General features: G+C 60.9%; 23 protein-coding genes and 2 pseudogenes. 17 read left to right on the top strand and 8 right to left on the bottom strand.

The window, feature by feature from the left end; translation table 11 throughout:
* The 5 genes and pseudogenes from PMI11_RS19760 to PMI11_RS36670 all read left to right on the top strand — a co-directional run.
* Nucleotides 1–304: pseudogene (locus PMI11_RS19760) on the top strand (P-loop domain-containing protein); the annotation flags it as partial.
* Between the two features lie 8 nt (nt 305–312).
* The gene (locus tag PMI11_RS19765; protein WP_007820507.1) at nt 313–1,431 is read left to right on the top strand and encodes a mandelate racemase/muconate lactonizing enzyme family protein; all 1,119 of its coding nucleotides are present in this window, start codon (nt 313–315) and stop codon (nt 1,429–1,431) included.
* Nucleotides 1,432–1,435: 4 nt separating this feature from the next.
* Entirely contained in the window at nt 1,436–1,765 is a 330-nt protein-coding gene (locus PMI11_RS19770) for an L-rhamnose mutarotase (RefSeq protein ID WP_007820508.1), read from the top strand.
* A 104-nt stretch (nt 1,766–1,869) separates the two neighbouring features.
* The gene (locus PMI11_RS19775; RefSeq protein WP_007820509.1) at nt 1,870–2,115 is read left to right on the top strand and encodes a FitA-like ribbon-helix-helix domain-containing protein; all 246 of its coding nucleotides are present in this window, start codon (nt 1,870–1,872) and stop codon (nt 2,113–2,115) included.
* A pseudogene (locus PMI11_RS36670) lies at nt 2,112–2,535 on the top strand (type II toxin-antitoxin system VapC family toxin). The gene PMI11_RS19775 and the pseudogene PMI11_RS36670 overlap by 4 nt, the downstream one beginning before the upstream one ends.
* A 184-nt stretch (nt 2,536–2,719) precedes the next feature.
* Here PMI11_RS36670 and PMI11_RS19780 read toward each other — a convergent pair.
* From PMI11_RS19780 to PMI11_RS19805, 6 genes are all read right to left on the bottom strand, one after another.
* The gene (locus tag PMI11_RS19780) at nt 2,720–3,358 is read right to left on the bottom strand and encodes a hypothetical protein (protein ID WP_244430628.1); all 639 of its coding nucleotides are present in this window, start codon (nt 3,356–3,358) and stop codon (nt 2,720–2,722) included.
* 116 nt (nt 3,359–3,474) lie between these two features.
* Nucleotides 3,475–4,338, bottom strand: coding sequence for an efflux RND transporter periplasmic adaptor subunit (locus tag PMI11_RS19785; protein ID WP_007820511.1), 864 nt, complete (start codon nt 4,336–4,338; stop codon nt 3,475–3,477).
* Complete coding sequence (locus PMI11_RS19790; RefSeq protein ID WP_007820512.1) at nt 4,335–4,544, bottom strand: DUF1656 domain-containing protein; 210 nt, start codon at nt 4,542–4,544, stop codon at nt 4,335–4,337. The genes PMI11_RS19785 and PMI11_RS19790 overlap by 4 nt, the downstream gene beginning before the upstream one ends.
* 5 nt (nt 4,545–4,549) lie before the next feature.
* Entirely contained in the window at nt 4,550–6,619 is a 2,070-nt protein-coding gene (locus PMI11_RS19795) for an FUSC family protein (protein WP_007820513.1), read from the bottom strand.
* Nucleotides 6,616–7,092, bottom strand: a complete 477-nt coding sequence (locus PMI11_RS19800) for a MarR family winged helix-turn-helix transcriptional regulator (RefSeq protein ID WP_007820514.1) — start codon at nt 7,090–7,092, stop codon at nt 6,616–6,618. The genes PMI11_RS19795 and PMI11_RS19800 overlap by 4 nt, the downstream gene beginning before the upstream one ends.
* A 124-nt stretch (nt 7,093–7,216) precedes the next feature.
* Nucleotides 7,217–8,137 carry a LysR substrate-binding domain-containing protein gene (locus PMI11_RS19805; protein ID WP_037071732.1) on the bottom strand — a complete coding sequence of 307 codons (921 nt, stop codon included), beginning with the start codon at nt 8,135–8,137 and terminating at the stop codon, nt 7,217–7,219.
* 121 nt (nt 8,138–8,258) lie between these two features.
* Here PMI11_RS19805 and PMI11_RS19810 point away from each other — a divergent pair, with 121 nt between their 5' ends.
* Complete coding sequence (locus tag PMI11_RS19810; protein ID WP_007820516.1) at nt 8,259–8,804, top strand: carboxymuconolactone decarboxylase family protein; 546 nt, start codon at nt 8,259–8,261, stop codon at nt 8,802–8,804.
* Between the two features lie 54 nt (nt 8,805–8,858).
* Complete coding sequence (locus tag PMI11_RS19815; protein WP_007820517.1) at nt 8,859–9,473, top strand: pyridoxamine 5'-phosphate oxidase family protein; 615 nt, start codon at nt 8,859–8,861, stop codon at nt 9,471–9,473.
* A gap of 103 nt (nt 9,474–9,576) precedes the next feature.
* Here the strand turns inward: PMI11_RS19815 and PMI11_RS19820 are convergent, their stop codons facing one another.
* Complete coding sequence (locus tag PMI11_RS19820) at nt 9,577–9,987, bottom strand: hypothetical protein (protein ID WP_007820518.1); 411 nt, start codon at nt 9,985–9,987, stop codon at nt 9,577–9,579.
* A gap of 290 nt (nt 9,988–10,277) precedes the next feature.
* Between PMI11_RS19820 and PMI11_RS19825 the strand changes: the two genes are divergently transcribed.
* On the top strand, nt 10,278–11,021 hold the full coding sequence (locus PMI11_RS19825) for an SDR family NAD(P)-dependent oxidoreductase (RefSeq protein ID WP_007820519.1): 744 nt from the start codon (nt 10,278–10,280) through the stop codon (nt 11,019–11,021).
* A gap of 55 nt (nt 11,022–11,076) precedes the next feature.
* Here PMI11_RS19825 and PMI11_RS19830 read toward each other — a convergent pair whose 3' ends face one another.
* A complete protein-coding gene (locus tag PMI11_RS19830) occupies nt 11,077–11,781 on the bottom strand; it encodes a transcriptional regulator NanR (protein ID WP_007820521.1) in 705 nt (234 codons plus the stop codon).
* Between the two features lie 182 nt (nt 11,782–11,963).
* On the opposite strand from PMI11_RS19830, the gene oiaX reads away from it, so the two are divergent.
* From oiaX to PMI11_RS19875, 9 genes are all read left to right on the top strand, one after another.
* Complete coding sequence (gene oiaX, locus PMI11_RS19835) at nt 11,964–13,220, top strand: 3-oxo-isoapionate-4-phosphate decarboxylase OiaX (protein WP_007820522.1); 1,257 nt, start codon at nt 11,964–11,966, stop codon at nt 13,218–13,220.
* Between the two features lie 2 nt (nt 13,221–13,222).
* A complete protein-coding gene (locus PMI11_RS19840; protein ID WP_007820523.1) occupies nt 13,223–14,557 on the top strand; it encodes a four-carbon acid sugar kinase family protein in 1,335 nt (444 codons plus the stop codon).
* A 96-nt stretch (nt 14,558–14,653) separates the two neighbouring features.
* The gene (locus tag PMI11_RS19845; RefSeq protein WP_007820524.1) at nt 14,654–15,481 is read left to right on the top strand and encodes a phosphogluconate dehydrogenase C-terminal domain-containing protein; all 828 of its coding nucleotides are present in this window, start codon (nt 14,654–14,656) and stop codon (nt 15,479–15,481) included.
* 138 nt (nt 15,482–15,619) lie between these two features.
* Entirely contained in the window at nt 15,620–16,561 is a 942-nt protein-coding gene (locus tag PMI11_RS19850) for a D-ribose ABC transporter substrate-binding protein (protein WP_007820525.1), read from the top strand.
* Between the two features lie 76 nt (nt 16,562–16,637).
* Entirely contained in the window at nt 16,638–17,282 is a 645-nt protein-coding gene (locus PMI11_RS19855) for a DUF2291 family protein (RefSeq protein ID WP_007820526.1), read from the top strand.
* Complete coding sequence (locus PMI11_RS19860) at nt 17,279–18,829, top strand: sugar ABC transporter ATP-binding protein (RefSeq protein WP_007820527.1); 1,551 nt, start codon at nt 17,279–17,281, stop codon at nt 18,827–18,829. The genes PMI11_RS19855 and PMI11_RS19860 overlap by 4 nt, the downstream gene beginning before the upstream one ends.
* A complete protein-coding gene (locus PMI11_RS19865) occupies nt 18,826–19,890 on the top strand; it encodes an ABC transporter permease (protein ID WP_007820528.1) in 1,065 nt (354 codons plus the stop codon). Before PMI11_RS19860 ends, PMI11_RS19865 begins: the two co-directional genes overlap by 4 nt.
* Before the next feature lies 1 nt (nt 19,891).
* Nucleotides 19,892–20,926, top strand: a complete 1,035-nt coding sequence (locus tag PMI11_RS19870; RefSeq protein ID WP_007820536.1) for a Gfo/Idh/MocA family protein — start codon at nt 19,892–19,894, stop codon at nt 20,924–20,926.
* Nucleotides 20,923–22,770, top strand: a complete 1,848-nt coding sequence (locus tag PMI11_RS19875) for a D-apionate lactonase (protein ID WP_007820538.1) — start codon at nt 20,923–20,925, stop codon at nt 22,768–22,770. Before PMI11_RS19870 ends, PMI11_RS19875 begins: the two co-directional genes overlap by 4 nt.
* Nucleotides 22,771–22,931 lie beyond the last annotated feature (161 nt).

Raw genomic sequence — 22,931 nt, forward strand, 5'->3', positions numbered from 1 at the left:
CGCCAAGTGGCTCGCCGCCGATGTCGATATCCTCTTCATCGACGAGCCGACCGTCGGCATCGACATCAAGGCCAAGGCCTATATTCACGAACTGATCAACAGGCTTGCCGACAAGGGCATGGCGATCCTGCTGATCTCCAGCGACATGCCGGAAATGGTGGCGCTCGCCGACCGCATCCTCGTCATGCACGATTTCAGGATCGTCCACGAACATGAAAACGACCGCAAATATGAGACGGCAAGCCGCGCCATCATGTCGGCAATCCACGCGGCCGAACCCGCTCAAACCCGCACGGCACGCTAGGAGGAACCATGGCCCGCATTGAAAAGATCGAATTGCGCATGGTGGACCTGCCGCCCAAGGTGAAGCGCACCGATGCCATCCAGAGCTTCGTCAGCCAGGAAACGCCAATCGTCACCATCACCGATTCCGAGGGTGCCTCGGGTACCGGCTATTCCTACACGATCGGGACGGGCGGTTCCTCCGTCATGCGGCTTCTGTCGGACCATCTGGTCCCGCTCCTGATCGGCGAAGATGCTGATTGCATCGAGGCGATCTGGCACAAACTGGAATTTGCGACCCACGCCACGACGATCGGTGCGATCACCGCGCTGGCACTTGCCGCCGTCGATACAGCGCTCTGGGACCTCAGGGCAAGGAAGCAGGGCCTACCGCTCTGGAAACTTGCCGGCGGTGCCAAGGAAAGCTGCCCGCTCTATACGACCGAAGGCGGCTGGCTGCATATCGAGAAAGAGGCGCTTGTCGAAGACGCGCTGCAGGCGAAGGCGAAGGGTTTTAGCGGCTCGAAGGTCAAGATCGGCAAGCCGCATGGCGCTGAGGATTATGCCCGTCTGTCGGCCGTGCGCGCCGCCCTAGGCGATGGCTTCGAGATCATGACCGACTGCAACCAAGGCTTTACCGTCGATGAAGTGATCCGCCGGGCAGAACGGCTGAGGGAACTCGATCTCGCCTGGATCGAAGAACCACTGCCGGCCGACGATCTCGACGGCCATATCCGGCTGTCGCGCTCGACCCCGACGCCGATTGCCGTCGGCGAATCCCTCTATTCGATCCGGCATTTCCGCGAATATATGCAGAAGGGCGCCTGCTCGATCGTGCAGGTGGATGTTGCCCGCATCGGCGGCATCACACCCTGGCTGAAGGTTGCGCATGCGGCCGAAGCCTTCGATATCCCCGTCTGCCCGCATTTCCTGATGGAACTGCATGTCAGCCTGGTCTGCGCCATCCAGAATGGCAAATATGTCGAATACATTCCGCAGCTCGACGACCTGACCACCAAAGGCATGGAGATCCGCGATGGCCGCGCCATCGCCCCCTCCGAACCCGGCATCGGCATCGAATGGGACTGGGATGCTGTCAAGAAACGCAGCATCGCCGAATTCACGACAGAAATTACCCAAGGGCGGTAGCAATATGCAGCGCATGGGCATGGTGATCGGCCTGGAGCCGGACAAGGTCGCAGACTACAAGGCGCTACATGCCGCCGTCTGGCCGGAGATCCTGTCACTGATCTCGGCCTGCAACATCACCAACTATTCGATCTTCCTGAAAGAGCCGGAAAACCTGCTGTTTGGCTATTGGGAATATGTCGGTGACGATTTCGAAGCCGACATGGCGAAGATGGCCGCCGATCCGGCAAATCGCCAATGGTGGGCCGTCTGCATGCCCTGCCAGAAGCCGCTTGCTACGCGCAAGGACGGTGAGTGGTGGGCGATGATGCCGGAAGTGTTTCACTTTGATTGAACTGGCGTTGCTCAGGCGCGCGAAACAGAACGCTTCCGGGATCCATTGAATCGCGATTCTGATATCATTGCATTATATGCAATCAATGATATCAGGAGGCTTTTATGGCCAGCATGACCATCCGCAATATCGATGATGCGCTGAAACGGCGCCTGCGAATCCGAGCTACGAGCCATGGTCGGTCCATGGAAGACGAAGCGCGCGATATTCTTCGATCGGCACTGGCCACCGGCGAGACATCACGCAACCTTGTTCAATCCATCAGGGCACGCGTTGCACCGACCGGTGGCGTTGACCTCGATATTCCCGCACGTGAGCCTATTCGTGACATACCGGATTTCGAACAGTGATCATCCTCGATACGAATGTTCTTTGCGAGCTGCTGGTGTCATCGCCGAGCCCAGCGGTCATCGACTGGGTTGGCCGAGCAGGGCCCAGCTTCGGTATTCACGACGTCTATCACCGAGGCAGAAATCCTGTACGTCTTGCGATTACTACCCGAAGGTCGCCGCCATCGGGAGCTAGAGGCCGCAATATTACCGATCTTCAATGAGGATCTTGCAGGGCGTGTCCTCCCCTTCGATCGCGAAGCGGCTGACGTCTATGCCGCTATAGCGACCAGGCGGCGCGCTGCCGGTCGCCCAATCAGCTAATTTGATGCACAAATCGCAGCCATAGCCTTATCTCGCGGCGCGTCGCTTGCGACGCGCAACGAAGCCGATTTCGAGAATAGCGGCCTGGCGATCGTGAACCCATGGAAGGCAAGCTGATCTAAATAGGCGATCTCATCAGGGCCGGGGTTGGTCCGTTGCAAATTTTCCGACTATCCACGCCTGGGCCCGCCCCCTCCTTGCTGATCATTCTCGTCAGTGTGGCGGTGCTGCTCGACGTCCGGCAGGCAAGATAATTGCCAGGCCCCATCGCGAGTGCGACAGCTGTGCTTATTGAACCCATTCAATACGCTCTGTCGAAACCAAGCTCGAACCAATCCATCACATCCGGCGAGACAAGGTCTTCTTTCGATAGGCCATTCAGCATCCACTTGCCATAGCTATCGCCTTTGGATGGCCGTCCAATCTTCAAGCGCTCGGCAATCTGCAGGGCAATGATCGTTTGATCCCTCGAACTCAGGAGCAAAGGCAATCGGCCCGCGAGGCTCGTGCTGCTTCTCCTCTTTCCATCGAGCACTCCGGCCACGCAACCGGTGAAATAGCCAGCTCTCTTCGCCCTTGGAAACCAGGTGCTGCCGTCGTCATAGGCGGGTGCACTCAGCATCTCGCGGATGGATTTATCCAGTTTGCCCCAATGGAGCACGGCGTCAAGCTGATCAACCACCTCAGGCGTTCTGTCGCTTGCGAACATGACGCGCATATATTGGCAAAGCGCCGGCGCGCCCCTGCTTCTTTCGATCTCGGTACTCACGCCGTCGGGATCGGCCATGATCGCCGCACCGAGGTCATTGAGGATTTTTTTCCGTTTGTGCTCATTGAGAGCGGCGAGATCGCGCCTGTCCCGGATGAAGTCGCTCCAGACGGAGGCTGGCTGGCTCTGAGCCATTGTGGCGACCACCGATGACAGCAGCACAGCAGCCACAAGGACCGCGTGCCTGCAAGCGGATTTTATCATTCTGCGAAGCCCCAGGATCCCACCTTCGATCTTGTTCAGCCTGCATTATTATCCAGATTCGGAGGCCAGACGAAAGCTTGCCATCAGCTCCTGTCCACCTCTACCGTCGCCGTCAGGCCGGCGATCAGCCTGACATCATCAGGCACGGCGTCGATGCTGATGCGCACCGGCACGCGCTGGGCAAGGCGCACCCAGCTGAAGGTGGGGTTGATGTTTGCGAGCAGGCCGCTGCCGGCGGTGCGTTCGCGGTCCTCGATGCCGGTTGCAATGCTTTCGACATGGCCGTCAAGGCTTTTCGTCTGGCCCATCAGGTGGATGGATACCTTGTCGCCGGGGTGGATGCGCTGCAGCTTGGTTTCTTCGAAATAGCCTTCGACGCGCAGCGAATCCGTATCGATCAGCGCGATCTTGGCGGTTCCGGCGCTAACATAATCGCCCGGGCGCAGGCTGAGATTGGAGACCGTCCCGTTGACCGTCGCCTTGATCTCCGAACGGTCGAGATTGAGCGCAGCCAGATCGCGGTTGGCGGTTGCCTGGCGGAAGGCGGCTTCGGCCTGCTCTTCAGCCGTCTGCGCCTGTTCCTTCTGCTGCAGCGAGGCGGCTTCGCCGAGGCGCTCCTGGCGCTCGCGCTCACGGCGTGCCTGGTCGAGCGCGGCCTTGCTGCCTTCGAGTGCCGCTTCGGATTGAGCGAGCGCTATCGAGAAACGTGCGCGATCGACGCGGAAGAGGATATCGCCCTTCTTCACCGCCTGATTATCGATGACGAGCACCTCGCTGACGAGGCCAGAGACATCGGGCGCGATCCCGACGACATCGGCGCGCAGTCGAGCATCGCGCGTCCAGGGTTCGTCCATATAGTGGCCCCAAAGCCCGCGGCCAACAAAGACGGCGGCGACGACCACGGCAAGAGTGACGATGAGGCGACCAATGAATTTCAGGGAGTTCATGCGAAATACCAGCGTGTGAAGGAGGAAACGGCTCCAAGGACGAGCACGTAGAGGGCGAGGTCGAAGAGACCGCGGTGCCAGACGAGGGAATAGGCACCGAGCCGGGCCAGCATCCGTCTGATGACGATGATCAGCATCAGGCTCAGCACCATGAGAACGAGGAGGCGCGGGACATAGACGCCGTAAACATCAAATTCTGCGGGCATGACAATTACTCAGCGGCAAGCGGGAGGAGTTGCGGCGCAGCCTCGGCCGCGTGCCAGCTTGCTGGCGGGGCTGCGTCAGGGAAAAGGGCGCGTCTGAGGCCGACAAGGGCGTCGATGCTGTCGGCGCCGCGTCTGTTGTCTTCGAGCGCGATGATTTTGAGGCTGTCGTCGATCGACTGACGCAGGCCCTCCTGCGGATCGAGCGCCCGACCGGCCGCAATACGGTCATGATAGAAATCGGCGATGCCGGAGAGAACAGCACCGAGCGATGCGGCGCTCGCGCCACGCAGTCTCTTGCGTTCGCCCTGCAGCATCAGCACGTTGAAGCCGATGCGTACTTCGGCAAAGCCATCCACCTTCTTCAATTCGCGGTCCTCGACGACGGCAAGGCGCGGTACGAGCTGGCCGAGGCGATCGAGAATGCGGCCGGAAAGCCGATGGTGATCGGCGCGGCGTTCGCCCGCCGCCGTCTCGGCGAGATCGGTCCAGCCGGCGCGCACGAGCCGCCAGGCGGCGAGTTCGGCGCCGAAAGGACGGGCGATCAGCGTCCAGACCAGGGCAAAGCCGATGCCGGCGAGCGCCGCGATCGCTTCATTGGTGAAGGTGGTGAAATCGGACGTGTAACGATCCTGCAGCGCGATGAAGGAGGCGCTGTTTACGGTCAGCAGCATGGCCAGCATGTTGAACTGCGGCTTGGGGATCATCAGCCCCAAGAGCAGGAAGGGCGGAGCGAAGACCAGAACCAGGAGCTCGTAGCTGTTGACCATCGGCAGGATGCCGAAAATATAGACGAAGGAGATGATGAGACTGATGCCACACCAGATGAACATCGAGGTGATGAAGGGTGCAGGCCGATCAAGCGCTGCAAAGAAGGAGCAGGCAACGGCTGCCATGGTGACGAAACCGGCGCCGTTCTGCCAGCCGCTATAGATCCAGAACAGGCAGGCGACGAGAATGCCGGCAACGACCGCACCCGCCTGGAAGGCCAGCAGTGCATAATCGAAATGCCTGATACGGCCGACGATCTGGCGATGGCGAAAGGCCGGCCGCCAGGGGCCGGAATGTCTGCCGCTGACGATTTCGTTGCACAGCGTCAGGCAATCCTGCCAGAGATCGACGATCTCCTTCAGCCGCGCCAGCGCACTTGAAAGCAGCAGATCGCTCCAACGCTGATCCGGGTCGGCCTCGCGGAGGCTTTCGATCCGCTGCGCCAGCTTTTCAGCCGTGTCGTCGGCCTGAGATTTTGTGCCGAGGCTCAGCCAGTCGGCGACCTCGTTCAGCAGGCAGATCAAATCTTTTGGCAGCACCTCGCGCTCGGTCTTCAGCGCATGAAGACGATCGGCGAGCGATGAGAAGAGCGGCAGCAGCATCAGGAGACGGCCGCGCAGTTCGCGCGAATGGCGCACGATATCGCGGCTGCCCGCGTCGTAACCAAGCTGGCTGATGATGAGGTCGAGGCCGGTGACGTCGGCGGCAAGCTTCTGCCGTTTCAAGGGCGTTGCCGGGGTCGCACCCTCGCCGCGCAGAATATCATTTGCCCAGCTGCCGGCATCGTCGAGCCAGGTGGAAATGCGCTGGCCGAGCACGCTACGCACACTGGTCGGGAAGACGACGGCACTGACGAGGCTGGCGCAGACGATGCCGATAATGATCTCTTCCGAGCGGGCAAGGGCTGTGTCGAAGATGGTGTCGGGCGAACCGACGGACGGTAGCGCGATAAGCGGCAGGGAATAGCCGGCCAGCATGAAGACGTAGCTGCGCGAGGAGCGGTCCAGCATCGAGATGAACAGCAAAGTGCCAGTCCAGAGCGCAATGACGATGCTCAAAAGTTCCGGCGCATTGACGAAGAGCGGCACGAAAAAAACGGCAGCACTGGCGCCGAGAAGTGTGCCGAGCGCGCGATAGAGGCCCTTCGAACTTGTCGCCCCCGCGAGCGGATTGGCGACGACATAGACGGCCGCCATCGCCCAGTAAGGCCGCGGCAGGTCCAGGGACAAGGCAATGAAAAGGGCAAGCATGGAGGCGAGGAAGGCCTTGGCCGAGAAGAGCCAGTCCCGCCAGGAGGGAAGGATCACGATGTTTCCTCAAACTGCTGTGCAACCGCCGCAACCTGCGACGGGCTGATCTCTTCGAAGGCCTTGAGAACACGGACCGCCGCTTCGAGATCGGCTTTACTGACATTCGCGAGGATCCTGCCGCGCAGGTCATCGAGAACGGCTTCCATCCGGGTTGCGAGGCTCTGGCCCTCCTCCGTCAGCCAGAGACCCTTTGCCCGCCTGTCGATCGGATCATCCTTGCGCACCACGAGGCCGAGCGCTTCCAGCTGGTCGAGCAACCTGACCAGAGAGGGCCCTTCGATGCCGACGTGATTGGCCAGCACGACCTGGCGCACACCACCGCCCAAACGGCCGATCCAGAGCAATGGTGCTGCGCAGGCTTCCGAGATGCCGTGGGAAGTCAGCGCAAGATCCACCGCCCGGCGCCAGTTGCGGCCGGTCGACAAAAGGTTCGCGGTGAAAACGCGTTGAAGGGACGTAAATGATTGCATGCCATTCTAGTAGCATTAAAATAGTTAGGATTCAAACGGTATTCTAAAAAGAACAGAAAATTGCTCCCGACGGATGTCCCAAGACAGCTGGCTGGCGTCGGGATGGAGATGGGCAGGAATTGCCTTACCTGGAGGAAGATTGTAGGGCAGCGACGCTCGCCCTCAGCCGGGGTGCGGCGAAATCCAGAAAGTGGCGCATTTTGAGCGGCATCTGGCCACGGGCGAGATGGACCAAGTGGATGGGAGCGGCCTCCGGTTCAAAGTCCTCGAGCACGAGTTTCAGCGCGCCGGCCGCGACCGCCCCTGCGACCTGATAATAAAGCAGCCTGGTGATGCCGGCGCCGCGGATGGCGGCCTCGGCCGCCGCCTCGGTCGTGGTGACGGAAAGCCGCGGGCTGATCGGCACCTCAATGGCCTTTGCTGCTCCGGGCTTCTGGAACTGCCAGCCGACAGCTGGCGTCAGGATCTCGACGCTGATGCAGGGCAGGCCTAGAAGATCGGCTGGCTCCTTCGGCACACCGCGGCCGGCAAAGAAGGCCGGACTGCCGCAGACGACCCTGCGAACCGTACCGACGCGCGTGGCGACCATAGCGCTATCGGGCAAATTGCCGATGCGCACGGCCATATCGACATGCTCGTCGACGAGATCGATATTGCGGTCCGCCAGCATCAGCCGCACGTTGATCGCCGGAAAGGCGGCCAGAAAGTCCGTCACGACAGGCAGCACGTGAAGACGGCCGAACTGCACCGGAGCTGTGATCACCAACTCGCCCTTCGGCATGGCGAATTCGCCGGATGCCTGACGTTCGGCCTCCTCCACCTGCTCGAGGATGCGCCTGGCGGCATCGACATAGGTCGTGCCTGCATCGGTCAAGGCGATCTTGCGCGTCGTGCGGGTAAGCAGCTTGGTTCCGAGCAGCGTCTCCAGATCGGTGATCTTGCGGCTCAGCGTCGGCAGGGGAATTTTCAGCGAACGGCTGGCGGCCGACAGGTTTCCCCTGTCCACCACCTCCAGCAACATCGACATGGCTTCGAACCGGTCCAAACTACTATTCCACTTTCCGGTAAAATCACTTTCATTCTAAGCATATTCTCTTGGTGAATGAAAATCGACACATTTGGATCAACAAGCCAATCACGGTTTGCCAGCAGCGAAGGAGATCTCCATGTCCCGCATTTTCATTCCCGCCAAGGACGATGTGCCAGAAGCAACAAAGCCAACGCTCGACGCCATCCAGAAGGCGCTGGGCTCGGTTCCGAATATCTTCCGCCTCGTCGCCAACAGCCCGGCCGCGCTGACCGCCTTCACCAGCTTCCAGAACGCCCTTTCCAGGACACTCGATGTCAAGACGCGTGAACGAATTGCGCTGGCCGTCGCTGAAGTGAACGGCTGCGACTACTGCCTGTCGGCCCATACCTATCTCGGCCTCAATCTTGCAAAGATCAGCCCGGAAGAAATCGCCCTCAACAGGAAGGGTGCCTCTGCCGATACCAAGGCGAATGCTGCCGTGAGCTTTGCGGCAAAGATTGCCGAAGCCCGCGGCCATGTCGCCGACGCCGATATCACTGCCGTCCGCGCTGCCGGCTTTTCGGATGCGCAGATCGTCGAGATCGTCGCTCTGGTAGCCGAAAACACTTTCACCAATTATCTGAACGAAGTCGCCAAGACCGATATCGACTTCCCGGTCGTGTCCGCTGCCAATGCCGCCTAACGGATGACGAGCGGGTTAAAGCCCCGCTCCCTCCCAACCTTGAGGAGATGTATCATGTCCTACGGATTTCTCGACATAGCCTCGACGCCCAGCGTACGCGCCGCCCAGGCCGAAATGGGTGTTCAGGATTTCTGGACCAACCTGCCGACCGACCGCAGCTTCGACCGCTTCACGGAAAACGAGAGCGCCTTCATTGCGTCGCGCGACAGCTTCTACATGGCCACCGTTTCCGAAACCGACTGGCCCTATGTCCAGCATCGGGGCGGTCCGGAGGGTTTTCTGAAGGTGGTCGATGACCGTACGCTTGCCTTTGCGGATTATCGCGGCAATCGCCAGTACATCAGCACCGGCAATATTGCCGCCAATGACAAGGTCTGCCTGTTTCTGATGGACTATCCCCGCCGCACGAGGCTGAAGATTTATGCGCATGCCGAAAAGCTCTCGCTCGACGTCGACCCGAAGCTGACGGAACTGCTCGCTACGCCTTCCTATCGTGCAAAGCCGGAACGCCTCTTCCGCCTGCGCCTCGAAGCCTTCGACTGGAATTGCCCGCAGCATATCACACCGCGTTATACCGAGGCGGAAATCGCTGTCGCCGTCCAGCCGCTTCGCCAGCGCCTCGCGGAACTGGAAGCAGAGAATGCGGCCTTGCGGGCGCAAGCAGGCTAAAACGACAGTACCGGCTACCGACGATACAAGGAGCTGATCAACGCGCCTCGTAATGATCGCCGCCCATGGCATTCTCGCCTGTTTCGGCGGACCCGCAGGGCCGTCAGTCGGAAACCGTTACATCGATCCAGCGTCCGGTCCCTTGGCTGCCATAGATATCGACATCAATCCAGACATTGCCGTGAACAATCATTGCCGCAGCTTCCCGGGTCATGGTCCCGTTGCGGAGCATGGCTTCGAGCGCTTGACGATTGGCCGGATCGGCAAAGAAGGAGTCCGACTGGTCATCATGGTCGCGAATACCGTATTGATGAAAATTCGCGCGATCCTGGCGGATGATCTGCCAAGGTTGCGTGAGCCGCGTTCCTTTCGAATTGAAGAGATCGGCCTCACCGATATAGGCGCGGTAGTGCTCGATAGGGCGGTTCGTATGCGTGGCCGTCACGTTCGACTGAGCAAAAGCAGGCGCGCCGACAAACAGGACACTGACAACGATCGAAATGAGTTTTTTCATGGTGCTCCTCACCGGGCATGAATATTGAGGTTTGACGATCTTTGCCAGGGCCAACCGTTTGGTCAATTCCCGGGTTCGACCTCGTGCCGGTGATGGACTGTCGGTTGTGCGGTGGAAATCCCGGCAAGGCAGGTCGTCGCAAGAGGAACGGGCGGTTCCCGTCATCGGCACATGCCTCAGAAATCCCGCCAACCTTGTTACTCCCGCGTGTCGGCTGCCCGGGCCTAGGCTCTCCTCGATGATCATCAGGAAACCCCTCCTGATGGCATGGTCAATTATAGGAGCATGTCTTGAACATCGAAAACAAAACGGTCCTGATCACCGGCGCCAATCGCGGCATCGGCCGGGCTCTCTTGGACGAAGCGCTGCGGCGCGGTGCAAAGCGCGTTTATGCGGGATCGCGCAGCGACCAGCGTCATGATGATGAACGCGTCACCTTCGTCAAACTCGATATTACCGACGAGTGGGATGTCCAGAAGGCGGCTGCCACTGTCGAGAACCTCGATATCCTCATCAACAATGCCGGCATCTTCATGCCCGACGATCTCGGTGATACAGACATCATCAATCGCCATCTGGCGGTCAATTTTTTCGGGCCGCTGAGGGTGACCCAGGCTTTTGTGCCGGCGTTGACGCGGTCGAAAGGCGCCATCATCAACAACCTCTCCCTGTCGGCACTCGTGCCGGTCGCTTCCACGCCTGCTTATTCGATTTCGAAGGCGGCGGCACATAATCTCATGCAGGCCCTCCGAGCGCTCTTGTCAGCGCGCGGTGTCGCGGTGCACAGCTGCTTCACGGGGCCGGTTGATACCGACATGACACGCGACTTTGAGGTACCGAAGTCGCCGCCCGCCCTGGTGGCAGCGGGAATACTCGACGGTTTCGAAAGAGGCGAGGAGGATATCTTTCCCGACCCCTATTCCGAACGCATTGCCGATGGCTGGCGCGCCGGCGTCATCAAGGCTCTTGAGCAGGAATTTGCGGCTTACGTTCCGCCGGCAGCTGAGATAGCTCAGGACTGCTGTCATCACTGACAGTCTGTTTGCGCGCGAATGGCATTACCGCGCCGTTCGCCGCAAGCGGCTGGCTCTACTTCATATAAAGCGAACGCGAACGCTCCAGATGCTTGAGCACCGCCGCCTCGGCGCCATCAGCGTCGTTGGCGGCAAGCTGCTCCAGGATCTCTTCATGTTCGGCGAGCGTATATTTTTCCTTGCCGGTCCAGATCAGCATTTCCGTATGATATTCCTTCAGCCATGCCAGCATGGCCTCGCTGACGGCCACATAGATCGGATTGCCGGAGATCTGGGCGATGCGGGTATGGAACCGCATGTCGGCGGAAATGAATTCTTCGGCGTGGCCGAGCGAGGCGCGCTGATGGTCGATGATCTCGCGAAGTGCCGCGACATCGGCCTGCTTGGCGCGCTGGGCGGCCTCGCGCGCCATGCCGCGCTCGAAGAAGATACGGGCGCTCTTCAGGTGCTCCAGCGAATCCGCCGATTGCGACAGCATGATCTTCGCCGTCAGGTCGACCTGCCGGAAGATCGACTGTGCAGTCAGTTTCAGGACCTTCGCCCGCTCGCCGTGCGAGATGCTGACGAGGCCCTTATTGGCGAGAGATTGCATCGCCTCGCGGATGGCCGGACGGCCGACGCCGAAGCGTTCCATCAGAACGCGCTCGGAGGGCATCTCGTCGCCCGGTTGCAACTCTCCTGATGTGATCAGCCGTTCCAGCCGGTCAAAAACCTCATCAGACAGTTTTCGACGGACAATTGGCTCGATGGCTGAGGTCATGGCGTCTCGCTGGCTCAAATCTTCTCTCCCCTTAGCATTTTCACCGACCGACGACAAAGCGCGCCAAGCGAAATTCACACCTGTTGGAAATTTCCGTTGCAGAAAATGGAATACTCATTATACCAGATTACAAGTTGACGCCATGGCTTCTTGACGTGGCGAGAGGAGCAACCGGCAATTTCATGATGATAACCCTCACCTACCGCATTGAGACGCCTGGCAGCGTCGAAGCGATGGCGAACAAGATCGCTTCCGATCAATCGACCGGCACCTTTGTTCCGGTTCCGGGCGAGACAGAGGAATTGAAGTCGCGGGTCGCCGCCCGGGTGCTCGCCATCCGTCCGCTCGAAGATGCAAGCCATCCGTCCTGGCCAGAGGCGCCCGAGGGCGTACGGCTGCAGCGCGCCGATGTCGATATCGCATTTCCGCTCGATGCGATCGGCACGGATCTTTCGGCCCTGATGACGATCGCGATCGGCGGGGCCTTTTCCATCAAGGGCATGACCGGCCTGCGCGTCGTCGACATGAAGCTTCCGGAGGCCTTCAAGCAAGCCCATCCCGGCCCGCAATTCGGCATTCCCGGCAGCCGGCGCCTGACCGGCGTTGAGGGCCGGCCGATCATCGGCACGATCGTCAAGCCGGCGCTCGGTCTGCGGCCACATGAAACGGCGGAGCTTGTCGGCGAACTGATCGAATCCGGCGTCGACTTCATCAAGGACGACGAGAAGCTGATGAGTCCCGCCTATTCGCCGCTGAAAGAGCGCGTGGCAGCGATCATGCCCCGCATTCTCGATCACGAGCAGAGGACCGGCAAGAAGGTCATGTATGCCTTCGGCATCTCGCATGCCGATCCAGACGAGATGATGCGCAACCACGATCTCGTGCTTGCGGCTGGCGGCAACTGCGCCGTCGTCAACATCAATTCGATCGGCTTTGGCGGCATGAGCTTCCTGCGCAAGCGCTCCGGCCTTGTGCTGCATGCGCATCGCAACGGCTGGGACGTGCTGACGCGCCATCCCGGCATCGGCCTCGACTTCAAGGTCTATCAACAGCTCTGGCGGATGCTCGGCGTCGACCAGTTCCAGATCAACGGCATCCGTGTGAAATACTGGGAGCCGGACGAAAGCTTCGTTGCTTCCTTCAAGGCGATCAGCACGCCGCTCTTTACCCCCTCCGACTGCCCGCTTCCCGTCGCCGGCTCCGGCCAATGGGGCGGCCAGGCACCCGAAACCTATCAGCGCACCGGCCGCACCACCGATCTTCTCTATCTCTGCGGCGGCGGCATCGTCAGCCATCCGCAGGGACCGGCAGCCGGCGTACGCGCCGTGCAGCAGGCCTGGCAGGCAGCAGTCGCCGACATTCCGCTCGACGACTACGCCAAAGATCATCCCGAACTTGCTGCATCGATTGCCAAGTTCAGCGACGGCAAGGCGGCGTGAGGATGCGCGACCTGCTCGTCAGTTATTACGGCGACGATTTCACCGGCTCCACCGATGTGATGGAAGCGCTCGCCAGCAACGGCATCCCGACGGTGCTCTTCCTCGGCATTCCCGAGCAGGCACTGATTGACCGCTTCCGAGATTGCCGGGCTGTCGGCATTGCCGGAACGAGCCGCAGCGAGAGCCCGGCCTGGATGCAGGAACATCTTGCCCCGGCCTTCCAATGGCTGAAAGGCTTGCAGGCGAATATCTGCCACTACAAGGTCTGTTCGACATTCGATTCCGCGCCCGAGGTCGGCAATATCGGCAAGGCGATCGAGATCGGCAAAGAGATCTTCGAGCAGGAGCTGGTGCCCGTCATCGTCGGCGCGCCGCAGCTCAAGCGCTATACGGCCTTCGGCAATCTCTTTGCCGCCTATCAGGGGCGCGTTTTCCGCATCGACCGCCACCCGGTCATGAGCCGTCATCCCGTCACGCCCATGCAGGAGGCGGATCTTGCCGTTCATCTCGGCAAACAGACCGACCTTGCCGTTTCGCTCGCCGACCTGACGCTGCTTGCATCATCTGATGCGGACGCGAGAACCGATCAGCTGATCGCCGAGGCGTCAGGCATCCTGCTGCTCGATGTCGATTCCGCCGAGAGTCAGGCTTCCGCCGGTCGGCAGCTCCAGCGCATCACGGCTGCCAAGGGCAGTTTCGTCGCTGGCTCCTCCGGCATCGAATATGCACTCATCAATGCGTGGCGCGAAAAGGGCCTGATCGGCCAGAGCGTCGAGTTTCAGTCGCCGGGTAAGGTGGATCGGCTCGCCGTCGTCTCCGGCAGCGTCTCGCCGACGACGGAACGGCAGATTCGCACGGCAATTGCCGACGGCTTTCATGATATTCCACTCGATCCTCTGGCACTGGTCGGCACCAATGCCGGGGCGGCACTGGACGTCGCGGTCGCCGCAGGCCTTGCCGCGCTGAAAGTCGGCCGCAGCGTCATCCTGCACACCGCCCTTGGACCCTCGGCCGATCGCGGCGCCGATATCGACCAGCTACCCGGCGCCCGTCATCGGCTGGGTCGCGCGCTCGGAACCATCCTGCGCCGCCTTGTCCAAACCGAAGGGCTTTCGCGCGCCGTTATTGCCGGCGGCGACACGTCGAGCCATGCGCTGAAGGAATTGCGCGTCGATGCACTGACGACCCTCCTGCCGCTGCCGCAGACCCCCGGTTCGCCGCTCTGCACCGCCCATGGCGGCTACGCGTCGACGGACGGGCTGCAGATTGCGCTGAAGGGCGGGCAAGTCGGCGCCGACGGCTATTTCGCGCAGATCCGGGACGGAAGGAAGGCATGATGCAATCGGGTGACTTCGTCCGCGAACGATAATGGAATGGTGATTGACTCATCATACCAGTTACGATACCAATCCCGCATATGAAGGTGAGGAAACATGACTGCAATTGCCCTCTTTGGCGCCGGCGGAAAAATGGGATACCGGCTGGCCAAGAATCTCAAAGGTTCCCGTTTTGATGTTCGTCATGTCGAGGTCAGCGACGCCGGCAAGGCGCGCCTGAAGAACGATCTCGGCATCGATTGTACGCCGGCCGATGCCGCGCTCGATGGCGCTGATGTCGTGATCCTCGCCGTACCGGATACCGCGATCGGCAAGGTTGCAGCTGGTATCGTCGACAAGCTGAAGCCCGGCACGATGGTCGTCGCCCTCGACGCCGCCGCCCCCTTTGCCGGCCATCTGCCTGAGCGCGCGGACCTAACCTATTTCGTGACCCACCCCTGCCATCCGCCGATCTTCAACGACGAGACGGAGATGCAGGCCAAGAAGGACCATTTTGGTGGCCTCTTTGCCAAGCAGCACATCGTCTCCGCCCTGATGCAGGGTCCGGAAAGCGCTTACGGCCTCGGCGAAGAGATCGCAAAGGTTATCTGGGCGCCGGTCATGCGCTCGCACCGCGTCACGGTCGACCAGATGGCGATGCTGGAGCCCGGCCTTTCGGAAACCGTCTGCGCCTCGCTGCTCGTGATCATGCGCCAGGCGATGGACGAATGCGTCGCCCGCGGTGTTCCAGCGGAAGCCGCCCGCGACTTCCTGCTCGGCCACATGAACGTGCTCGGCGCCGTCATCTTCAAGGAAGTCGACGGTGTGTTTTCGGATGCCTGCAACAAGGCGATCGAGTTCGGCATTCCGGCCCTCATGCGCGACGACTGGAAGAAGGTCTTCGAACCTCAGGAGATCGCCGACAGCATCCGGCGCATCACCTGATACTGCCGCGGCAGGGCTCGAGCCTTGCCGCCTTTGCCGGCCCGGGGGGACTTTGAAGACGGGCCGGTTTTCGATCTCGCATGGATTGAACCGAACCGGGGTTGGTTCGGCCATGCGTCAAACCTGGGAGGAGAAACCATGAAACTTACACGTAGACTGACCCTTGCAGCCTTCGCCGGCGCCCTGTCGCTCGGTGTTGCGATGCCGGCCTTTTCGGCGGACCTGATCGCCATCATCACGCCGGCCCACGACAACCCCTTCTTCAAGGCGGAAGCGGTCGGCGCCGAAGCCAAGGCCAAGGAGCTTGGCTATGAGGCGCTCGTCATGACGCATGACGACGATGCCAACAAGCAGTCGGAAATGATCGATACCGCCATCGGCCGCGGCGCCAAGGCGATCATCCTCGACAATGCCGGCGCCGACGCTTCGGTTGCCGCCGTCAAGAAGGCCAAGGATGCCGGCATCCCCTCCTTCCTCATCGACCGCGAAATCAATGCGACCGGTGTTGCCGTCGCCCAAATCGTTTCCAACAACTATCAGGGCGCCCAGCTCGGCGCGCAGGAATTCGTTAAGCTGATGGGCGAGAAAGGCAATTATGTCGAGCTCGTCGGCAAGGAGTCGGATACCAATGCCGGCATCCGCTCGCAGGGCTATCATGACGTCATCGACGACTATCCGGACCTGAAGTCTGTCGCCAAGCAGTCGGCCAACTGGAGCCAGACGGAAGCCTACGCCAAGATGGAAACCATCCTGCAGGCAAACCCTGATATCAAGGGCGTCATCTCCGGCAACGATACGATGGCCATGGGCGCAATCGCCGCTCTTCAGGCTGCCGGCCGCAAGGACGTGATCGTCGTCGGCTTCGACGGCTCCAACGATGTGCGCGACTCCATCAAATCAGGCGGCATCAAGGCAACCGTGCTGCAGCCGGCCTATGCGCAGGCGCAGATGGCTGTCGAGCAGGCTGATGCCTATATCAAGAACAAGACGGCACCGAAGGAAGAAAAGCAGCTCATGGACTGCGTCCTCATCAATGCCGACAATGCGGGCAAGCTCGAGACCTTTGCCATCGCAAAGTAAAGCGGACGACTGCTGCAGGGAGCGCGGGAGACCGCGCTCCCTGCAGCCTATTCTCTTTCATTTCGAGGTTTATCGCATGTTGAGGATCAGGGGCGCCCTGATCGCCGCGCTCGTCGCGGCGGCTTTGCCCGGCTGCAAGATCATCAAGACACCGACTGCGGAAGAAAAAGCCGCAGCGGCGGCAAAGAGCGCTTTCGATCCGAATGCCAAGGTCGATGCCATTTGGCAGCCGCAAGTCGTGCCCTATTATGAAAAGCGCGCCGGCGCGCTGAAGGATGTCGCAGCACTTGCCGCTTCGAGCCCCGACCGGGCCGGCGAGAAATACGGCAATCCGCACAAACAGGCGAGCTCGCCCTGGACCTATGCCGTCAAGTTCAGCGGCAAGGTCGTCGCCGCCGATACCGCCTCGCGGGCAGCAACGCTCGATGTCGATGCCGACGGCGACGGCAAAGCCGACGCAAAAGTCCAGATCGGGCCTGCCATCCGCGGCACGGCGCTGCGCGACACGCTGGATTTCGTCAATTTCAACGAGTTCAAGAACCAGATCGAATGGGCACAGTTCGGCAAGTCCTTCAATGAGCAGGCCAATAGCGCCTTCCTGTCGGCGATCCCGCGCGACGGGCTGGTCGGCAAGACGGTGACAGTAACAGGCGCTTTTCCGCTGCCTTCGGGCAGCGATCTGCCGCTCGTGACCCCTTCGACGCTGACGGTGGCACCATGACGATCGCCGAGGCTCCAAAGGACGAGATCATCCTGCGCCTCGACGACGTGTCGAAGGTCTATTCCGGCATCGTCGCCGTCAAGCGTGCCAATCTCGGATTGCGCCGCGGCGCCGTCAACGTGCTGGTCGGCGAAAACGGTGCCGGCAAATCGACGCTGATGAAGATCATCGCCGGCGTCGAACGGCCGACGCTCGGGAACATCATTCTGGACGGTGAAACCGTTTCCTTCGCCAGCCCCGCCGATGCGCAGGCGCATGGCATCGGCATGATCTTCCAGGAGCTCAATCTTTTCGCCAACATGTCGGTTGCCGAAAACATCTTTGCGACGCGCGAACTGACCCGCGGCGTGCTCGGCATCGACCATAAGGAACAGGTCCGCAAGGCCAACGAATTCCTTGGGCGTCTCGATGCCGGCATCGATGCCGAGACCATGGTCGAGGACCTTCCGATCGGCCAGCAGCAGCTTGTCGAGATCGCCAAGGCAATGTCGCTGGATGCCCGCATCCTCATCATGGACGAGCCGACATCGGCGCTGTCGGCAGCCGAAGTCGAGATCCTCTTCAAGGTGATCGGCGAGTTGAAGGCGCAAGGGGTCGCGATCGTCTATATCTCGCATCGCCTCGAAGAGCTCATGCGGATCGGCGATTACATCACCGTCCTGCGCGATGGGCAGATTACCGGCCATGCCATGGTCAGGGATATCGACACCCGCTGGATCGTGCGTTCGATGATCGGCTCGGATGCCAAGGATTTTGCGAAATCCGAGGATCATGCGCTCGGCAAGGAAATGTTCCGCGCCGAAAATATCAGCCTGCCGCGGCCGACCGGCGGGCTTGCAGTCGATAATGTCTCACTGTCGGTCAGGGCAGGCGAGATCCTCGGGATTTACGGGCTGATGGGCGCCGGGCGCAGCGAATTCTTCGAATGCGTCATCGGCCGCCATGCGCACTCGACCGGCAAGATCTTCATCGACGGCAAGGAGGTACGAGCGCGCGATACGACGCGGCGCATCCGCCGGGGCCTCGCGCTCATTCCCGAGGACCGGCAGCGCGAAGGGCTGGTGCAGGTGCTCTCGATCGCATCGAACCTGACGCTTGCGAGCCTCGGCCGCTTCACACGCCTCTTCCATATCAATGCCAAGGCCGAGAAGAACGCCATCACGGAAGCGATCCGCGATCTCTCGATCAAAGCGCCGAACCCGGACTTCGAGGTGACCTCGATGTCCGGCGGCAACCAACAGAAGGTTGTCATCGGTAAGGCGCTGATGACCAATCCGAAGGTTCTGCTGATGGACGAGCCGAGCCGCGGCATCGATGTCGGCGCCAAGGCGGATGTTTTCCGCACCATGCGCCGGCTTGCCGCCAATGGCCTCGCCATCCTGTTTTCAACATCCGACCTCGAAGAGGTCATGGCGCTTTCCGATCGCATCGCGGTGCTCAGCAACGGCCATCTCATCGCCGTCTTCGACCGCGCGCAAGCAACGGAAGAGGCCATTATCGCGGCCTCCGCCAAGGGGCACGAACATCAAGGGAAACTTGCGTCATGACGGCGGCTACCGCATCCACTTCCGCGCCGAAGGGCGCGAACGGCTCCTTCCTCCTGACGCTGATGAAGCTTCGAACCTTCATCGCGCTCTTTGCCGTCATCATCTTCTTCTCGATCTTCGCGCCGAACTTCACCTCGACGGCGAACATGATCCTGATGTCGAAACATGTGGCGCTGAATGCCTTCCTGGCGATGGGCATGACCTTCGTCATCATCACTGGCGGTATCGATCTCTCGGTCGGCTCGATCGTCGGCCTGTGCGGCATGGTCGCCGGCGGGTTGATCCTATATGGCATCGAACTGCCGATCGGCTATACGGTCTATTTCAACCTCGTCGAGATCGTGCTGATCACGCTGGCAATCGGCCTCTTTATCGGCCTGATCAACGGCCTGTTGATCACCAAGCTCAATGTCGCGCCCTTCATCGCCACACTCGGCACGCTCTATGTTGCCCGCGGCCTGGCGCTGCTCTCCTCCGACGGCCAGACCTTTCCGAACCTTGTCGGCCGGCCGGAATATGCAACGACCGGCTTCGATTTCTTCGGTGCGGGCCGCGTTCTTGGCCTGCCGGTATCGATCTGGATCCTGATCGTGCTGGCGCTGGTAGCCGCTTACGTCGCGCGCTCGACGCCGATCGGGCGCCACATCTTCGCCGTCGGCGGCAATGAGCGCGCCGCCCGCATGTCGGGCATCCGCGTGGATCTGGTCAAGATCTTCGTCTACATGTTCTCCGGCCTGTGCGCCGCGATCGTCGGCATCGTCATCTCCTCGGAGCTGATGGCCGCGCATCCGGCAACGGGCGAAAGCTTCGAACTCAACGCGATTGCCGCAGCCGTACTCGGCGGCACTTCGATGTCTGGCGGGCGCGGCACGATCGGGGGAACGATCATCGGTGCCTTCGTCATCGGCATTCTCTCCGACGGACTGGTGATGATGGGGGTTTCCTCCTTCTGGCAGATGGTCATCAAGGGTCTGGTGATCATTATCGCCGTCGTCGTCGACCAGGCGCAGCGTCGGCTGCAGCAGCGCGTGACCCTCATGCAGATGGCAAAGGCAGGTTGAAATGGCTGACGTGAAAGGTGCTTTGATCGGCTGCGGCTTCTTTGCGATCAATCAGATGCATGCATGGAAGGATGTTGACGGTGCCGCGATCGTGGCAATCTGCGACCGCGATCCTGAGCGGCTGAAGATCGTCGGCGACCAGTTCGGCATTAACAGGCGCTATACGGATGCGGCGGCCATGTTTGCCGATGGCGGCTTCGATTTCGTCGATATCGCCACCACGGTCCAGAGCCACCGGGCGCTGGTGGAAATGGCAGCCAGCCACACGATCCCGGCCATCTGCCAAAAACCCTTCGCCAAGACGCTTGCCGATGCCAAGGCGATGGTCGAAGCCTGCCGGAAGGCTGGCATTCCGCTGATGGTGCACGAGAATTTCCGCTGGCAGACGCCGATCCAGGCCGTGCGCCGGCTCTTGGACAGCAAGGCGATCGGCATACCCTTCTGGGGCCGTTTCTCCTTCCGCTCCGGCTATGACGTATTTTCCGGCCAGCCCTATCTCGCAAAAGGCGAGCGCTTCATCATCGAGGATCTCGGCATCCACACACTGGATATTGCCCGCTTCATCCTCGGCGACGTGAAAGCGCTGACAGCGCGCACAAAACGCGTCAACCCAAAGATCAAGGGCGAGGATGTCGCGACGATCCTGCTCGACCACGAAAGCGGCGCCACCTCCGTCGTCGACGTCAGCTACGCGACGAAGCTTGGCACCGAGCCGTTTCCGGAAACGCTGATCGAGCTCGACGGCACCGATGGCACGATCCGCCTTTCGGCTGGCTATCGGCTCGAAGTGACCAATGCGGCAGGTACCGTCGTTTCCGACGCTTCGCCGCAGCTTCTCTCCTGGGCCTCCCGGCCCTGGCACAATATTCAGGAAAGCGTCTATGCGATCCAGGAGCACTGGGTCGACAGGTTGAAAAATGGCGGCCAGCCGGCAACGTCAGGCGCCGACAATCTCAAGACCTTTGCCCTTGTCGAAGCGGCCTATGACAGTGCCGCGTCCGGCAAGACGATCGACGTGGAGGCGATGCTCAGATGACCACGGACGCCTTCGCCCTCTACGGCACGCATGAGGCCGAAGAGCATCCAGTCCGCCTGACCGCCGGGCGCCTCTCAGCCGATCTCGCCAACGGCAATCTGCGCACGATCCGCTATGACGGTATCGAAGTGCTGCGCGCCGTCTCCTATCTGGTACGCGACCGCGACTGGGGGACCTATAGCCCCCGGATTGAGGATCTCTGGGTCGAGCAGGGCAACGGCGCCTTTTCCGTCCGCTATGTCGCCCATTGCAAAGGACCCGAGGATAGCAGGCTTGCCATTTCGGTGCATATTGCGGCAACGGAGCGTGAACTGATCTTCGAAGCCAGCGCGCTTACGCCGACCGGTTTCGAGACCAATCGCTGCGGTTTTTGCATCCTGCACCCGATCGTCGGCATTGCCGGAAGCCCGGCCAAGGTCGAGCATGTCGATGGCAGCGTCAACGAGACGCGCTTTCCCGACCGGATCGACCCCTGGCAGCCCTTCAAGGATATGCGGGCGATCACCCATCAGGTGCTGCCGGGCGTTTCAGCCGAATGCCGTATGGAAGGCGATACATTCGAGATGGAAGACCAGCGCAACTGGTCGGACGCCTCCTACAAGACCTACGTGCGTCCGCTGGCGCTTCCCTGGCCCTACCAGATCGCCGCCAACGAACCGGTGCGGCAAAGGATCGTCCTTTCCATCCGCGAGGCCAGAAGCGGACAAACGACCGCCGCCTGCTCCACTGCTGGCGCGATCCGGCTCGAACCGGGTGAGCACAGCGGCACCATGCCGGCCATTGGCCTGATCGTCGCGCCTGATGAAGCCAAGGCCGTGCTTGCGGCCCGTGATCTGCTTTCCGGGATTGCCCCGCAGGAATTGCTTTTCCATTTCGATCCCAAAGCCGGGCATGGCACCGATGCATTGCAGGATTTTGCCGCGATTGCCGCGCTTCACCGCGGACGGTCGACGCTGGAGATCGCCCTGCCCTGCGAGCAGTCGCCAGCATCCGAAACTGCCGAAATTGCCAAGCAAATGCAGGCTGCGGGTTTCCGCCCCAATGCCATCATGATCTCCCCTTCCGTCGACCGGCAGTCGACGCCTCCGGGCAGCAAGTGGCCCGAATGCCCACCGCTTGAAGAGGTCTATACCGCAGCGCACGAGACCTTTGCCGGCATTCGCATCGGCGGCGGCATGCTGAGCTACTTCACCGAGCTCAACCGAAAGCGCGTGCCGGCCGATCGCCTCGGTTTTATCAGCCACTGCACCAACCCGATTGTCCATGCCGCCGATGATCTGAGCGTCATGCAGACACTGGAAGCGCTGCCCTTCATCACGGGCTCGGTACGCGCCATCTATGGCGACAAGCCCTACCGGATCGGTCCATCGACCATTCCCATGCGGCAGAACCCCTATGGCAGCCGCACGATGGACAATCCCGCCTGCGGCCGCATTCCGATGGCAAACCGCGATCCACGCCACAATGGCCGCTTCGCGGAAGCCTTCGCGCTCGGCTACGCCATCCGCGTGCTGGATGCCGATCTCGAATGCCTGACGCTCGCAGCGCTGACCGGCCCCTTCGGCCTGGTTGCCGGTAAGGCAGAGCCAACGGAAGAAGGCGGCAACCGGCCGCTTTTTACCATCGTGAAGCTGCTGTCCAGCCTTGCCGGGTCAGCCTGGATTGGCTGCACGTCTTCGCATCCGTCGAAGGTTCTGGCCTTCCTGTCGGGGTCGACGCTGCATATCGTCAATCTGACGGCCCAAGAGCAAAGCATCGATATCAGTGCCTTCGGCTCGGGCTCGCAAGGCAAGAGTATGGCACTTGCGCCTTTTGGTACGGCGTCGATCAAACTCGCCGTTTAAGGCTTTCAGGCACATCGCGCAGACCGGTGGGCATCAGCGTCTGTGCCGTTGAGGATATACCGTTTAAAAATCCAGGCCGCACACATTCTGTGGTTGCTTTGATATTTCTACTCTCTTAAAACGTTTATATGCGAAATATCGGGCGAGCCGTTACGATGGAT

The sequence above is a fragment of the Rhizobium sp. CF142 genome (assembly GCF_000281145.1).
In the GTDB taxonomy this organism is placed as follows: Bacteria; Pseudomonadota; Alphaproteobacteria; order Rhizobiales; family Rhizobiaceae; genus Rhizobium.